At 64.9% G+C, this 15,283-nt stretch carries 13 protein-coding genes; 3 read left to right on the forward strand and 10 right to left on the reverse strand.

The window, feature by feature from the left end; genetic code table 11:
• Positions 1–46 precede the first annotated feature (46 nt).
• On the reverse strand, positions 47–4,294 hold the full coding sequence (locus tag H0193_RS08225; RefSeq protein WP_181889356.1) for a trypsin-like serine protease: 4,248 nt from the start codon (positions 4,292–4,294) through the stop codon (positions 47–49).
• Positions 4,295–4,597: 303 nt separating this feature from the next.
• Between H0193_RS08225 and H0193_RS08230 the strand changes: the two genes are divergently transcribed.
• Entirely contained in the window at positions 4,598–6,439 is a 1,842-nt protein-coding gene (locus H0193_RS08230; RefSeq protein WP_181889357.1) for a CAP domain-containing protein, read from the forward strand.
• Positions 6,440–6,443: 4 nt separating this feature from the next.
• Here H0193_RS08230 and H0193_RS08235 read toward each other — a convergent pair whose 3' ends face one another.
• The 6 genes from H0193_RS08235 to H0193_RS08260 all read right to left on the reverse strand — a co-directional run bounded on the left by H0193_RS08235 (position 6,444) and on the right by H0193_RS08260 (position 10,007).
• Positions 6,444–7,613 carry a Fic family protein gene (locus H0193_RS08235; protein ID WP_181889358.1) on the reverse strand — a complete coding sequence of 390 codons (1,170 nt, stop codon included), beginning with the start codon at positions 7,611–7,613 and terminating at the stop codon, positions 6,444–6,446.
• A gap of 59 nt (positions 7,614–7,672) precedes the next feature.
• On the reverse strand, positions 7,673–7,933 hold the full coding sequence (locus H0193_RS08240; RefSeq protein WP_181889359.1) for a helix-turn-helix transcriptional regulator: 261 nt from the start codon (positions 7,931–7,933) through the stop codon (positions 7,673–7,675).
• A gap of 21 nt (positions 7,934–7,954) precedes the next feature.
• Entirely contained in the window at positions 7,955–8,599 is a 645-nt protein-coding gene (locus H0193_RS08245; RefSeq protein WP_181889360.1) for a hypothetical protein, read from the reverse strand.
• Positions 8,600–8,918: 319 nt separating this feature from the next.
• On the reverse strand, positions 8,919–9,143 hold the full coding sequence (locus H0193_RS08250; protein ID WP_269952705.1) for a helix-turn-helix domain-containing protein: 225 nt from the start codon (positions 9,141–9,143) through the stop codon (positions 8,919–8,921).
• A 223-nt stretch (positions 9,144–9,366) separates the two neighbouring features.
• Positions 9,367–9,753 carry a hypothetical protein gene (locus H0193_RS08255; protein WP_034996604.1) on the reverse strand — a complete coding sequence of 129 codons (387 nt, stop codon included), beginning with the start codon at positions 9,751–9,753 and terminating at the stop codon, positions 9,367–9,369.
• Positions 9,754–9,806: 53 nt separating this feature from the next.
• Positions 9,807–10,007 carry a hypothetical protein gene (locus H0193_RS08260; RefSeq protein WP_181889361.1) on the reverse strand — a complete coding sequence of 67 codons (201 nt, stop codon included), beginning with the start codon at positions 10,005–10,007 and terminating at the stop codon, positions 9,807–9,809.
• Between the two features lie 67 nt (positions 10,008–10,074).
• Between H0193_RS08260 and H0193_RS08265 the strand changes: the two genes are divergently transcribed.
• On the forward strand, positions 10,075–10,902 hold the full coding sequence (locus H0193_RS08265) for a GIY-YIG nuclease family protein (protein WP_181889362.1): 828 nt from the start codon (positions 10,075–10,077) through the stop codon (positions 10,900–10,902).
• Positions 10,903–10,942: 40 nt separating this feature from the next.
• Here the strand turns inward: H0193_RS08265 and H0193_RS12535 are convergent, their stop codons facing one another.
• The 3 genes from H0193_RS12535 to H0193_RS08280 form a co-directional block, all read right to left on the reverse strand.
• The gene (locus tag H0193_RS12535; protein WP_338026627.1) at positions 10,943–12,244 is read right to left on the reverse strand and encodes a 3'-5' exonuclease; all 1,302 of its coding nucleotides are present in this window, start codon (positions 12,242–12,244) and stop codon (positions 10,943–10,945) included.
• A gap of 56 nt (positions 12,245–12,300) precedes the next feature.
• Positions 12,301–13,395 (reverse strand): hypothetical protein, encoded by a 1,095-nt coding sequence (locus H0193_RS08275; protein WP_181889363.1) that lies wholly within the window; start codon positions 13,393–13,395, stop codon positions 12,301–12,303.
• A gap of 66 nt (positions 13,396–13,461) precedes the next feature.
• On the reverse strand, positions 13,462–14,169 hold the full coding sequence (locus H0193_RS08280) for a DEAD/DEAH box helicase (protein ID WP_181889364.1): 708 nt from the start codon (positions 14,167–14,169) through the stop codon (positions 13,462–13,464).
• 150 nt (positions 14,170–14,319) lie between these two features.
• Here H0193_RS08280 and H0193_RS08285 point away from each other — a divergent pair, with 150 nt between their 5' ends.
• Positions 14,320–15,204: a hypothetical protein gene (locus H0193_RS08285; protein ID WP_181889365.1), complete on the forward strand. Its 885-nt coding sequence runs from the start codon at positions 14,320–14,322 to the stop codon at positions 15,202–15,204.
• Positions 15,205–15,283: the final 79 nt, after the last annotated feature.

The following is a 15,283-nucleotide window of genomic DNA, read 5'->3' on the forward strand; positions in this document are numbered from 1 at the left end:
GAAAATTTTCGCGGATTCACCATCCTCCATTCACCATCTGTGCGGTTTACCGTTTGAGAGGGAGGATCTGCGGTACCGGCGGCAGGCCGAACTGGGTCGTGTCCACCACCTGGGTGGCCAGGAAGCCGAGACCGACCAGCACCAGCGGGATCAGGATCGCCGCGATGATGCCGCCGGTGGAGCTGCCGTTCGCCGAACCGTCGTTGCCATTTCCTGCCTCCGGCTCGCTAACGTGACTGTCCTCCGCCGGGGCGACGTTGCTCTTAGCCGGGGTCATTCGGGTGGTCGAGGCCGTTTCTGTCCGCGGGGTTGCAGCAGTCGGCTCCGCAACGGAAGTCGTGGACGGCACGGTCGTCGTCAGGGTCGCAGGCACGGGCTGCTCAGAGGACGGCGCCGGTGATGTGGTGGAGGCAGGCGACGGAGAAGGCGCCTCGGTCGGGACCGGAGTGGGCTTGGGGGTCGGCTTCGGCGCTGGCTTCTTCGGGAAGGGCACCGTCATGCCGTCCAGGTTCTCAACGTTGAAGAAGTTGGCCGGGACCTGCTGGTAGTAGGTTTCGTTGCGGTCGTGGGCATCCGCCACCGCACGGAAGTTGGTGGCGGGGTTGCCGCGGGTGATCATGTCGATGCGGGCGCCGGTGTGGAAACCGTCAACCTCACCCGCGTACACAGCAAGGAAGCCCTTGCCGGGGATCCAGACCGGGGCGCCAATGGTGCGCGGGTCGGCGTGATCGGCAGAGTCAGTGAGGCCGTCCGAGAGCACGACCGCGGAACCGTCCTGGCCGAGGTAGGTGCCGCAGCGCTCGCCGGACGCGGTGGAGACGCAGACCTCATCGCCGGGGTTGGCGTCGGACCACTCAACGACGTCATCGCCGGTAACGCCGTTGGAGCCGGGCTGCACGAACGGGGTATCCAGCTCGACGTAGGCGAACTTGTTGCGCGTCGTCGTGTCAGCGGCGGGGACGGTCAGCTGGCCCAGGGGCTCGCCGAACTCGGAGTACAGGGTGTCGCCGGAGGGGGCGCAGTCGGGGGAGGTGAACAGCACGTCGTCCTGGATCAGGGAGATGCTGCAGCGGGGGTCACCGGAGGCGTCGTAAAGCAGATCGCCCTGGTTGATGCGTGGGTGGCGTTCGAAGGGGACCTCGCCGCCGTAGTGGTTGGGGCTCCAGAAGTTGGCGGATGCGCGCTGGTAGAAGCGCACGCCGAGCTCGTGGGCGCGCTTGACCGCGGCGGCGGAATCGGTCGGCGCCTCGGAAGTGAGCATGTCGATGCGGGTGGCCTCACCGCCCGCGCCGGAGACGCCGACGAAACCCTTCTGCGGGTTCCACAGCGCCGCACCGGGCTGGGCGGGCACGGGTGCGTCGTGGATGATCTGGGCGCCGTCGAGGCCGAAGAACGTGCCGCAACCTGCGTCGGAACACAGCTCGTCGCCGGGCTGCAACTCGTCCCACGCGGCGTGCTCGAGGTGGGTGTTGGCGCCCGGCTCCATGCGGCGGCCGGTCACCGCAATAATGCCTGGCGACGTCCTCTCCGTCGCCGCAGCCGGCACCTCCAGGTCACCCACGTACTCGCCGGCGGCGGTGAAGAACCCGTCGGACTGGCAGTTCGCCGAGACGTAGAGGTGCTCATCTTCGACGCGGCCGATGATGCAGGTGGGGGCACCGGAGGCGTCGTAAAGCAAGGTGCCCTCATCGAGCTTGCGGGAGGGGAAGGGGACCACCGCGCCTTCGCCGCCGGCCCTGGACCAGAAGTTGGCGTCATTGTGGGCGAAGAACTGCTCGCCTTTGCGGCGCGCCTCGCGGATCTGCTCGGTGTTGGGGCTGGCCCAGCCGTCATCGATCATGTCCGTGCGGGAACCGATGCCGTCGCGGTGGTAGACGCCCGCCAGGCCCTTGCCCTTGACGTGCAGGCCCGCGCCGGGGAGCACGCCAGGGAGGTCGTCGACGAGGACGAGCTTGGAGCCGTCGTAGCCCGCGAACTCGGTGCAGGCGTCGCCGGCGCAGACCTCGTCGCCCGGGGTCAGGTCCGTCCAGGGGATGAGGGCGGTGGTGGAGTTGTCGCCGGCAGACATGAAGTTACCGGTCACGGGGATAGTAGCAACCTGGTCGCTCACGGTTGAGGGCTTTTCTAGCTGGCCGACCAAATCGCCGAGACGGGTAAACACGTCCCATCCACACTCCGAGGAGACGACGAGATGCCCGTCTTCCACACTCGTGATCTCGCAGATCGCGTCACCGTACCAGTCGTACAGCGTCTCGCCCGCCTTAAACGTGCGCTCTGGGAATGGGACCGGCTGCGTCGGCTGCAGCTCCGCATCCACGAACATTGCAGGAGTCTTCTGGTAGTAGGGCTCATCCAGGTCGTAGGCGAGGGCTACCTCCGCAGCGTGGGAGAACTCCCGGCCTTGTACGAAGGTCATGTCGATGCGCATGCCACGGCCCCACTGATCCCTGCTGCCGGTGTAGACGCCGGCAAAGCCCTTCCCAGGGATCCACAGCGGGCCACCCGGAATGGCAAAGTCACCTTCGAAGGGACGCTCGAGCACCAAACGTGGGCCGTCGAAGCCCAGGAGCGTGGTGCACGCCTCCTCCCCGCTGGTCTTACCGGTGGTGCAAATCGGGTCTCCCGGAGCAAGCTCATCCCACGGGACGATACGGTCCGCGCCGGGCAGGTTCTCGCCCTCTCCCCAGTAGGAATCCACCAGCGTGGTGGTCGCGGTGCGGTGGTTTTGGTATGCCCCACCTTCGACCACCGCAACCTCTCGGCCCAACACCGTGTAGAGGTACTTGTGCCCGCAGTCAGTTGCGAAGTAGAGGCGATTGTCGTCGACGTAACCGACCCGACAGACCGGTTTCCCATCAGCGTTGTAGAGGAAATCGCCCTGCTTGATTACTTGCGCTGGCACCGGGATCGCCTCGCCCCGCAGCCCCAGAAGCGTGCGGTACACCGCAAAGATGGAGTAGTACGGAACGCCAAGTTCAAACGAGCGAAGCACGCCCTTCATATCAAGCGAGATTCGGTTGTTGTTGTCGGTTTCGGCGTAGGGGTAGGACGCAGACGCGGCAGTTTCGTCTTTCGCTCCACCCGAAAAGATGCCGACGAGCCCGCTGCCGTCTTTCGCCCACACAGGCCCGCCAGAGTCTCCAGGTTTGCCTACAACGCTGTCGGTCATGACGATGTCGGCCCCATCAACACCCCTGACCTCGCCACACCGGATGCGGGGTTTCGTGGTCTGCCCGTAGGCGCACACCTCAAGGCCGGGTGTGATGTCTTCATACGGCACAACGGAGTCGCCGGAGAAGGTGTTCTCACCGAGCTTCACCCACGGGCTGTCCACGGTGATGTACCCGTGGTCGTTGCGGATCTTCGTGCGATCATCCTCCGGCAGCGTCTCGTCTTCCTGGTATTTCGTGTGGAAGGTGCCTATACGCTCCAGAGGCCGGAAATCGTCGTTCCCCAGCCAGATTTCGTCCCCTTCGGAACCACAGTGGCCGGCCGAGTAGACCACGCCATCTGCAAGGAAGCCGGCCGTGCAGCGCCCCTTGCCCACGTTGATAATCGGCATACCCTGGTCAACTGCAGCCGGCCCGGGAAACACAACCTGCTCGCCGACCCCGGCTGCCGGGGAAAACTCCCGCACCTCTGCGTGCTGCGCATCGCCGTACCGCGCTTCAATGTAGGCGGGATCTACCGCATGCGGGCTCTCTACGATGCGGTCCGGACGGGTGATCAAGGAGTAGCCGCCCATCTCCCCAGTGAAGAGTCCCGCAAGACTTCTGCCGTTGGCCAGGACGGGCTCGCCCAACACCGGCGATGCTGCAGCGATGTCGTTGTCCGCCACAACGGTGCCGCCGTCAAAGCCGTAGTTCCAGCTCACCGCGAGCGAACCATCAGGCGCCTGCCGGGACAGCAAGACCGCCCCGCGCACCGCGTCGAACTCATCCAGCTCGTACTCGTTGTCCCCCTCGGCCACGTCCATGTCCAGCTTGATCCAGCCGAAGTCGTTGCGCCGCGTCTCGGGGTCATAGAGGGTTTCGAAGCTGCCCAGGTAGTTGTTATCGATGTCGCGGAACAGGTCGCCGTCGGAACCGCATTGTCCGGCGGTGAAAGCGTAGCCGTCGCGAAGCCAGCCGACCGCACACTCCTGACCATTGGAGACGTTGTAAATCAGATCGCCCTGATTCAGGTCCGCTACCGGGGCCGCCTCGGCAGCGGGTGCGGGCACTTGGCTTATCTGCGCAACCACGGCCACCGCCGTCAGCGCAGCAAGGGAACGAGAGGAAACACGAACGGACATAGACAGACCTTCGCTCTTAGTAGTGATGACAAGTTGAGATTACTTCGGCTTTCACGTGTCCCCAAGCGGTCTTGCAGGTTTTGGCCAGCTTCTTAGCAAGTCCTTACCTCCGTTGCCCCCGCGCTACCCCCCCGGGGGGTTCCGGCGCTTCCGCCCGCCTCTTCGTCTGCGCGTCCGTTCCAGTAGACATCGGGGTGAGGGTTCCGCAACTGCGGAACCTCCTCAACACCTACTCGAGGGTTCAGCCGCCTCCGACCACCCGTTCCGCTGTCGAAGCCCCAGCGCAGCCCTATAGTTCTGACTATGTCACGTTCCCGCATCGCGCCCGCCGCGCTGGCCTGCGCCCTCGCCGTCAGCACCGTTCATCTCCCCGCCGCCGAGGCGCAGTCCTCCGGCAGCTCCACCAGGACCGTCAACCAGCAGGGCTTCGACGAAGCCACCGCGAAGTGGCAGCCGCTTTTCGACGCCGCATCCGCCGCCCTCACCAAAGCCGAGCAGGACTCGAAGGCTGCGCAGTCCCAGCGCGACTCCGCCCGCGCCGAGCTGGCAAAGGCAGACGCCCAGGTGGAGTCCGCACGAAGCGAGGTGGAGCTCCTGAAGGGGCGGCTGGAGCGGGCGGACGTGGAGGGGCGTCAGCTTGATGTCGATAAGGCGCAGCGCGCATTGGAAGCCGCGCGTGCCGCGCACGAGGCCAAGGCGGGGGAGCTAGCGCGAGCGGAGGAGGCGGCACGCGAGCGGGCGGAGGATACCGCGAAGGCGCAGGCCAACGTGGACGAAAAGGCGACTGCGGCGCGCGGCGTCCGGGAGGAGTTGGACGCGCTGGAGGCGAAGCAGCACGCCGCCGCGAACGCCCTCGCAGACGTTGATGCGCGCGAGGCCGCGGGCGCGGACTACACCCAGGAGGACTGGGAGCGGCTGGTCGCGGACGCGGTTGTGGAGATCACCAACGAGTACCGCGCGCGCCACGGCATGCACCCGCTGGTGAGCCACGACGTTTTCAACGACAACGCCCGCGACTGGAGCGGCGTGCTAGCCGCCGACGTGAACCGTGGCATGGATCCGAAGAACGTGCTGCGCCACGCCAAGTTCGAGGACTACGGCTTCAGCGGCGAGAACGCCACGTACGATTGGCTCGGCTGGCCCAGCGTGAGGCCGGCAACCGCCACGCGCGCGGATTGGGCGCACCTTGCCGAGGACTTCTTCACCTCCTGGCGCAACTCCACCAGGCACAACCGGGGCATGCTCGCCTCCGGCATCACCGGCATCGGCGTGGGCGTGCGCACCGCAGCCGACGGCACGGCGTTTGCCATCATGCAGTTTTACGAGCTGGGCACCCCGGACGGCGACTACATGCTCGGCCCGGACGCCGGTTCGAGGAAGGCGAAGGCCAGCGGCAAGGGCTTCTACGTCTCTACCGGCGCGCGCGAGACGCTCGGCATCGCGCCGCTGACCGTGGACCTCAACGACCGCAGGGACGCCAACCCCAGCTACGGCGACTTCAACCGCCGCGCCCTCGAATCGGTGTCCGAATCGGCACCGCGCGCACTGGCTGTGCAGGTTTCCCACGACTACGCGGCGGAGCGCGCGGAGCACGTCGAGGCCAAGCGCACGCTGGATGCGCAGGTGGCGGCGCAGACCGAGCGCGACACCGCCGCGCAGGAGGCCCTCGCCATTGCGCGCAGGCAGCTTAACGACGCAAGCTCCGCCCAGCACACCGCCGAAGCGCGACGCGACCGCCTGTCGGAGGAGGCCGCCGCACTTTCCGGCAACGTCACCGCCTCCCAGGCAGCCCTCGACGCCGCCGCCGAGGAGCTGGAGTGGGCGAAGTCGGTGGACCGCGAGAAGCTCGAAGCTGATATCGCCGCAGCTGAGGAGCGTCTCGCCGAGGCGGAGCAGGCAGCGGAGGATGCGTACCTGAGCTACGGCAACACGCAGCAGGCCTTGGACGAGGCGGAGGACGAGGTTGCCGAAGCCAAAGCTGAGGTCGCGCGCGTGACCGCGCAGCGCCCGACGCTGACGCAGTACACCACCACCGAAACCAACACTGCGGCGGTCGTGCTTGGTGTGCTGGCCGCGCTGGCGGTCGTGGGCATCGGCGTGGTGGCGTTGGCGCCGCGCCTCGGCATCGAGCTGCCCTGGCAGTAGCGGTTCAGCCCCGGCGGCCGGCGGCGTCGGCGAACTCGTCGAGCAACGCGAGCACGTCGGGGGAGCGCCACCCGCGCTGGCGTTTATCCAACTGCGCGGAGATGACGAGGCCGTCGTCTTCCAGCCTGTCCAGAGCATTTCGAGCCGTCTCCGCTGACACGCCAAACTCCGCGGACACCGCAGCAGTGGTCAACACGGGCCGTTGCAGCAGCAGGTCGAGCACCCGCCAGGCCAGCGCGTCGGCGCGGGCGGTGAGCTGCTCGTTCCACTCCGCACGAACGGCACCAAGCTCCGCTGCCAGCCAGGATCCGCGCTCGGCGGCATCGATGGCGGCACGGGCGAACAGCTGCACGATCCGGTCCACATCGCCGCCGCGGTAGGCATCGAGCGTAGCGAAGTACCCCGTTGTGTCGGTGAGGAGGCTGGCGGAGAGGGGGAGGGCGGAGCTCGTCGTTAAGCTACGCTCCCGCAACACCACATGCACAAGCGCACGGCCCGTGCGGCTGTTGCCGTCGGCGAACGGGTGGATCGTCTCAAACTGCGCGTGCGCGATCGCCGCCTGGGCGAGCGCCGGGAGGTCATCGCGCGCCATGAACTCGCCAAGATCCGCCATCAGCTCCCCAAGATGGCGCTGGTGGGGCGGCACGAACATCGCCCCGGCGGGGGAGTAGTCGCTGCCGCCGATCCACACCTGAGCGTTACGCAGCACGCCCGCGATCTCTGGAGCGGAATCCGTAAGCAGGATCCGGTGCATCTCCACGATGCCATCCACGCTCGCGCGGGCCCGCTCCACCGCGGCCTCCATCTGACGAGTGTTCGCCGCAATCAGCGCCGCATTTCCCCGCCCGCGGCCAGTGACCTCCGCCTCCAGCACCTTGCGAGCCGACGACGTGAGCTGCTCAATGCGACTAGACGCGGCCGACTCACTGCGAAGCAGCAGCGGGGTAAACGGCACGACCCGGTGCGCGTCCGTCGTATCGAACCGCACGGCCGCGACCGTCGCCTGTTCCACCAGCGCACGCGTCTCCTCAGCGAGCGCGAGCTGCTGGTTCGCAATCTTCGGGACCACTGCGGCCTCATACTCGCGCGGCATCCTCTTCGCCGCCCGCCGCGGGTACGAATCGGGCGCGGGCGACCACGGGAGCGTCTCAGTTTCCACCCGCGGCCAGTTCATACGAGGGAGACTACCAAACTTACGCCGTTATCTTTGGTGGTTGCCCACGAACACCAAACTTATCGACGGCTAAAGCGCTCCCACACCCGGTACGTGTCCTGCAGATTGAGCCACAGCTCTGTCGAGGTACCAAGCGCTGCCCCGGCCAGCTCGGCGGATTCCCGCGTCAGCTCCCGCTCGCCCGAGATGAGCTCTTCAACAAAGCGCGTCGACCGTCCCATGATCGCGGCGAAATCTGCTTCGCTCCAACCACGTTCTTCTAGTTCCTCCGCGAGGAAGTCTCCCGCCGGGAACGCTTCGGCCAAGGGTTGAATAGCCATTGTTCACTGACGATACCGCCGCTACGCGGGCCGCGTCCCCCAACTGCGGAACCGGTGCCGGTCTACCACCTCCTCCACGGCATACACCATGTCCCGAAGGGCACCGTACCCCGCGAGCTTCGCCTCCAGGTCCACGATCAATTGCAGGCCATCGACCCACATCTCCATAACCACGCGCGGTTCCGCCGTCCCCGGCGCGAACAGCGGCAGCGGGAAGTACGCTGAGCCGGAGTCTTTACCGATTTCGCTGCCATCCACCTCGCTGCATTTGTAGTTTAGGCCTATCTCCGCCAGGCCGTCGCCAGCCAATTCAGCGCTAGGTTCTGGGAACTCTACCTCCCGGATTTCCACCCGCATCGCGCGATCCGCTTCGCCTGCGTGGGAGAGAGGTTTCGGCAGCACGCTGGAGATGGTGTCGCAAAGCGGCCCCATCATGTCCAGACGGCCGGCGTCGGCGCATTCCCGGGCGAAGATCGCGAGCCCGTATACGCCTGCAAACCGCGGTTCCCGCGCGAGCGCCTCCCCGCTGATCTCCACCATCAACCTGGCCGCCGAACCCGCTGATTCGACGGTTGTCGCTTGCCGCATCAGCAGCAGCGGCAAGCCAGCCATCAAGGCGATGCCTGCGAGGTGCTCAGCCACCTCACCTGCTTCCGGCTGCTTCATACTGACCGTCCGACACTTTGTGGCCGCCCGATTTAGTCCGGCAACAACCGCTTGCCCAAGCTCCCGCCCGGAAGCGTCAATCTCACCGAAACGGTTCGCAACAATTACCCGGCCCCCAACGTGCGTTCCCGCCGCCTTGGCCCCAATTTTCCAAGTTTTCATCCCCATGCCCAGCAGCCTACGTCGCACCCGGCGCAAGCACAGCCCCTCACGTGCTCATTTCAGTGGACATCCGCCTATCGACGCACCAAAGGTTTCCCCCAGAAACAGTTGGTGCGCACCCAGTTGTCCGCAATGCGGAGTCCGCAAGGGGCGACGCTCAAAATCGCCCCAACTCGTCAGCTCTATGCACGACGGGTTCAAGGTCGTACCCGAGCACGGCAAGAACGTCGATCACCTTGCCAAGCTCGGCCGTCGGCTTACCGTACTCCAGCTCCCGAAGGAACCGGTCCGACACGTCGGCAAGCTCGGCGACCTCCAGTCGGGTCAGCCTCCGCTCCTTACGCTGGGCGCGCACAAAGCTGCCGAGTGCCTCTATGTCCACGTGTCACGTCTCCTCGCTGACCGTATGCTGTTACGGAACGTTCGCACCGAATCTGTTCCTATAGGCCGTGAGGCTAGCGCAAAACAGCGCATTTCGGTGCGTTCGATCCGACTTGGAGGCACGCTCCTTCAATTTCAGATCGACACGTTCGTTCCGCCGAGGGCAAGCTGGCAGGGTGGTCTCGGCCGCATACACGCAGCGATCTGCCTATCTTCGCACCGGCTTAGCCCAGCGGCGCGTAGCCAAAGTCACCGCGCTGCACCTGACTGCGGGCATTCGGGTCGAAGGTTGCGCACAGGGCTGCCGCCACGTAGCGCACACCGCCTGCCGGCGAAGAGGAGCCGACGCGCTCGGCGCAGTTCTCCAGGGCTGGCAGGCCGATACTCTCCCCGGGCGAAGTCATGGAGAAGAAGGACGCGGCCATCATGGTGTTGCCATCGGCGCGCACGTATTCCGAAGAGCCCTTAATAGCTTGCCAAGCAATCGCCCCGACGGGATCGGTGCGGAACTGGTCCCGCTCAGTTGGGGTCAGCTCGGCGTTAGCAGCAGGCGCGGACAGTGTTGTGATGAGTAGTGCTGCTGTTGCAGCAAGGAGAGGAAACTTTTTCATAGGAACACTCTATCTCCCACGCCACAGTTTTCCTCGGCATTGCCGACCCCGGCTTAACTGATGGCGCTGCGCAACTGTCGAATCTCGGCAGGCCCCACACGGCGCAATGCGGAGTCGGCACGGGATGACGCATCGACGACCTCCACCACCTCAAGCTGAGTCAGCCTGAGTTTCGGATTACGCTCAACCGTATGGGTTCCCCGAAAACGCTGCAGCTTTTCATGATGGGACGGCACTGCCGCCGGGCCGATCAAGGCCTCGATTAGAAATTGGGTCGGCCGAGTCTATTCAATCCCGCGCACCGAGCTCAATTCGGAGGAGTTGCGCCGCCGCCCTGAGCTCAACCACCCGGCGGTGTACTTTCTGGTGGGCACAAACCCGGAGACGGATAAGCCACGGATCTACATTGGGCAGACCGCACCACGGCAGAACGGGGTAGCGTTCGCCCGCGCCGCCGAGCACGCGCGCAGTGAAGACAAGGACTTCTTCAACCGCATCATCTACGTAGTTGTTGTGGATGACTCCTGGGGTGCCACCGAGATCACCTTCCTGGAAAACGCGTTCCACCAGCGCGCTATCAGAGCAGACCGATATGAGGTAGCGAACGGCAACACCCCGTCCGCCGGCAGTGTCAGCGAGGAGACGCAGGCAGAGCTCGACGAGTTCATCGAGAACACCAACCTGATCATCAGCGCATTGGGCATCTCCGCGTTTCAACCGAAGGCGACCGCGGGGAAGTCGTCGGCTGTGCACTCCTCAGGCACAACCCTGAATCAACAAGCAAAAGAGGAAGAACCGACGTTTGAACTCACCGTTCCACGGCATGGAGTACAGGGCCTGGGCCAACGCACCGCAGACGGCTTTTTAGTGCTGGCAGGTTCGACGCTCCGGAAAGAGCTTCTGCCCAGCGCCGCGCGAGGTGTCCACGCAACCCGGGACCGCTATGCGGACCAGATTCAAAACGGCACGTTGCTCTCAGATCTCGAATTCACAAGCCCATCGGCTGCTGCATCGTTTCTCGTCGGCGGTGCTGCGAATGGGCGAAGGCTTTGGCACCTCCAAGAGGAGCCAACCACCACGCTGGCGGATTGGGAGGACCGCGAAGGCGACGAGGCAGACCACCAGGCAGCGCAGCCCGAAACGCCCTAACCCTCCGGCAGCAGCTCCGACCGCTCGCCGACTGTGGTCACTACCAGCGCGTCGCGGGCGCGGGAGGCCGCCACGTACAGCGCGAGCGCTCACGTTGCAGGGCGGCGCGGGCGTCTTCCTCGGACAGGTTCTTCAGGCGGAAGCGCAGCGGCATGATCTCCTTGCCCACGCCCATGAGGATCACGTGGGTGGACTCCATGCCTTTGGCGCCGTGCATGGTCATCACGCTGACCTGCTCGTGGGAGGCCAGCTCCGCATTCTTGGTCTGCACGGCGTCGATGCCGTGGTCGGCAAGACCGGAAACCACGCGGGAGAGCTGCCCGCGGGTGCGGCACATCACCCCGACTCGCGCTTCCTTGTTCACCCCCTCCGCGGCCGAACGCTCGGCCTCCCCAAGCCAGCCGTTGATCAACGCAGCCGCAACGGCGAATTCCTCGTCCTCGGACGCCGCGGTCACGATCATCGGCGCCGGGCCGGTACGCGCGGAGCGGTAGTGCTCAACCGAGCCGGTCTTACCTTCGCCGTCCAAGAACTCCATGTCGCCGCCGACCAGAATGCGCAGCGCGTAGTCCAGGTTCTCTTTGGTGGTTCGGTAATTCAGCGTGAGCCGTCGAGAAGCGCGGCCGCGAGTAGAAATGCCAAAGTGCGACAGCGTCAGCGGGTTGCCGTAGATGCGCTGGTGAGAGTCCTCGGCGATGAAAATGTCGTTCGGACCCGACGCAACGCATGCCCGCAAGAACCGCCAGTGCCCAGCGTTGAAGTCCTGTGCCTCGTCCACCACAACGTGGTTGAACTCGCGCTGGCCATCGCGCTCCACACGCACGTTGAGCATCTCCGCGCCCACGGCGGACATGGTGGGCCAGAACAGCTGGCCGTCGATGGCCTGGGTCTGCATGATCGCGGCAGGTGCGCGCGCTGCCCGAACTCCAGCACCGCGTCCAGTTCCAGGCGCTGCAGCTCCGCACGGGTGGCTTCGCTCCGGGCGTTCTCGTCCGCGTCCTTGGACCAGAACGGCACGAACGTGGGCGCGTCCGCGATCTTCGGCGGCAGCAGCTCGAAACGCGCGCGCGGCGGTGTCCTCGGCGGCGTCCGCGCGCTCCAGGATCCGCAGCGGCATCTGGGCGACCGCAACATCCTCGTCCCCGACGACGCTGCGCATGAGCGTACGAATCCCGAACCCCCTCGACCGCGACTGCACGAACCCCGCCCGGTGCGCCGCGTTCTGCACCGAGTCCGCGAACACGAGCGTTTTCTTCTCCTCCTGAGCCAGCTGCGGCATGCCGAAGAGGTTGGACAGCCCCACCGAGAGCAGCGTGGCCACGCGCGAACCGATGTAGCGCACCGCGTCCGACTCCCCGCAGTTCGGGCACACCTGCTCACGCGCGTAGTCCGCCGCGTTCAGCCCCGCGTACTGAGCACGGGCACCGAGCGCCCCTCTGCGCGATCCTCATCGCTCGGCTCGGTGGTGCTCAGCGTGCGCGTGGACGTGTGGAACCACATCAGCGCGCGTTTGCCGTCCTCGCCATCGAACGCGCCCGGCTCCATGCCTTCGGCCACGGCGCGCCGGTACTCGTTCGTTGCATCGATGAGTGGCCGCGGGAGCTCAGGCTTATCGACGCTCGCCTTCCGGATCTCCCCACCATTGAGCACCACCGCATCGGTGCCCGGCTCATGCGCCGTCATCCACCCAGCGCGGCCGCACTCGCGGCAGTAAATGGCGGGCAGCCACACCGCGGAGTCCTCCGCGCCGATGTGTCCGTCGTCGGCAAACCGGAACACCTGGCCGTCCTCGGTCGGGGTGACGGCGCGCTCGATACGGGAGACCTCGCGCACCCACAGGTGCGTCTCCACACCGGGCAGGCGCTTGCCACAAAACCCGTACGCCTCGCCGGCGAGCGCGCGCAGGTGCGCCACCGCGGTGAGCAGGTGGGTGACGAACTCCCGCGCGGTGTCCTCGCCCAAGCTGCGTAGCACGATCGGGTCGAACATCTCCTCCGGCAGCGTCTTCGCGTCCTCGCCCTCGTGCTTGATCAGGGGGTTGGCGTTCCCGGCGCCGCCCAGCAGCGCCTGCGTAATCGGGTGCACCGAGTACACCGCGATCGTTGCGTCGAGGTCCGCGCCCGCATCCACACCCCACAGCTGCGTGCGGAAGATGTCCAGCACCACGTCCGCGTGACCGCGTCCGGAGGTGTCGTCCACGACCGCGTCCACGATCCCGCGCAGCTCATCAATATCCGGCGGCAGGGGAGTGGTGCTACGCCCATAGGTCTGCGCGATCTCCTCAGTCCACTCGGTGTATGTGAGTGTCTTCTCGCTCACCATCGCGTCCGGCGTGAACGCTTCGCCGAAGATGGTGCCCGCGAACTCGAGCACCTTCGAGCGGTCGTCGTCACCGCCGAGCGTTGCGAACGTTGCCACCGGAGTGACGCGACCCAGCGGGTTCGACGCGTACTCGCCCAGGAACCCCTCGGGCTGGTGCTCCTTCAGCTTCAACCCGAGGCGGCACAGCAGCTGCGCGACGTCGGTGCCCTGCGCGCCGTCGTACGTGTGGAACTCATCCTACACCAGGTACTGCAGCGATGTCGCAGACTTGCGCCAGATCTCCCGGTCCTCCGGGCGAAGGAGCAGCTGGTCCAGCATCTTGTAGTTGGTGAGCAGGATGTCCGGAGGGTTGAGGCGAATCTCTTCGCGATCATTGATCAGCGACTGCGCCGTCACCTTCTTCACACTGCCCCTGGCTTCACCGGTGTAGATGCCGGCCGTGGCACCTGCCAACGCCGGTTCATTGGCGATCAGCTTGGCCAGACGATCCGCCTGATCATTGGCGAGCGCGTTCATCAGGTACAGCAACAGCGCCTTCACACCGGTATGGCCCTCCGCACGGGCACTCGCCGCATGGTCCAGGACCGGGTAGAGGAAGGATTCCGTCTTACCTGAGCCGGTACCCGTGATCACCAGCGTGGGATCCGGGCGACGCTCCCCGTGCTCGTCCCGGCTGCGCAACCTGCGGAACGCCTCCGCCTGGTGGTGGTACGGCGTGAACCACGACGGCATCCAGTCCAGGATCCCGTCCCACCCAATCGCCCGCGCGTAGGGGAGGCGCACCCGCACATACGGCCCGTGGAACATGCCGCGCTCCGTGTCATCCAGGAACGCCTTCAAGGCGTTGGACGTCTCCGGGTTCCTCAGCGAGAACGCGGAAGCCAGGTACTCGGAGACACCGCCTAAGACGTGCTCGGATGCGTGGACGGGGATAAGGGACGACACAGGGGAGAGCTTATCGGTGACAACGTCATCTGGTTGTGAGTTGGGCGCCAGGGCATTGCGGGATTTATACCGACCAAGAATGTGCTGCCGAGTCCGATGAAACGGGCTAATCTAGGGGCTGCCTTGCTGTAATCGTATCGAAGGAATCAAATGGATGCTCAGTCTCTTTACCGGGTGGACCGACGTACCAATCTAAGCGAAGAGGACTACGTCGACGCCGTAGACGCACTTGATCTCGATCCCGATACTTGGTCGCAACGGTACATGGAGGATCAAAACTCCGACACCGATTTTCCGACATGGGCCGCGATCATCTATGAACGCATTCGTAACTACGGCCCACGCCTGTCCTGGGACTACATCGACGAATGGTGGGAGCGATTCGCGGTGGACCGAAACACGGAAGTGTCGTTCCCGGAATGGCTCCTCGACATCTACGAACGAATCCGCAACTACGGCCCACGCCTGTCCTGGGACTACATCGACGAATGGTGGGAGCGATTCGCGGTGGACCGAAACACGGAAGTGTCGTTCCCGGAATGGCTCCTCGACATCTACGAACGAATCCGCAACTACGGCCCACGCCTGTCCTGGGACTACATCGACGAATGGTGGAGCCGATACACCGAAGAAACCAAAACGGAACTTTCGTTCCCGGAATGGCTCCTCGACATCTACGAACGAATCCGCAACTACGGCCCACGCCTGTCCTGGGACTACATCGACGAATGGTGGAGCCGATACACCGAAGAAACCAAAACGGAACTTTCGTTCCCAGAATGGCTCCTCGACATCTACGAACGAATCCGCAACTACGGCCCACGCCTGTCCTGGGACTACATCGACGAATGGTGGAGCCGATACCAGAGGGATCGATTTACCGATGACCCGTTCAACGAATGGCTCCTCGACATCTACAACCGCATCCGCGATTACGGACCAAGACTATCTTGGGACCAGATTGATGAAGTGTGGGAGCAGTATGTCAGCAGCTTCTCTGAAAACTCTTTTGTTGATTTCGCGTTAGATAGATAGCTCTGCAAGGCTTCCCGAATCAGGTCCATTTAGACTGGTCAATCCTGCCTGAGTGAGCAAACGCCCGTAGATCTTATAT

The organism is Corynebacterium haematomassiliense (genome assembly GCF_013978595.1).
Classification (GTDB): Bacteria; Actinomycetota; Actinomycetes; order Mycobacteriales; family Mycobacteriaceae; genus Corynebacterium; species Corynebacterium lehmanniae.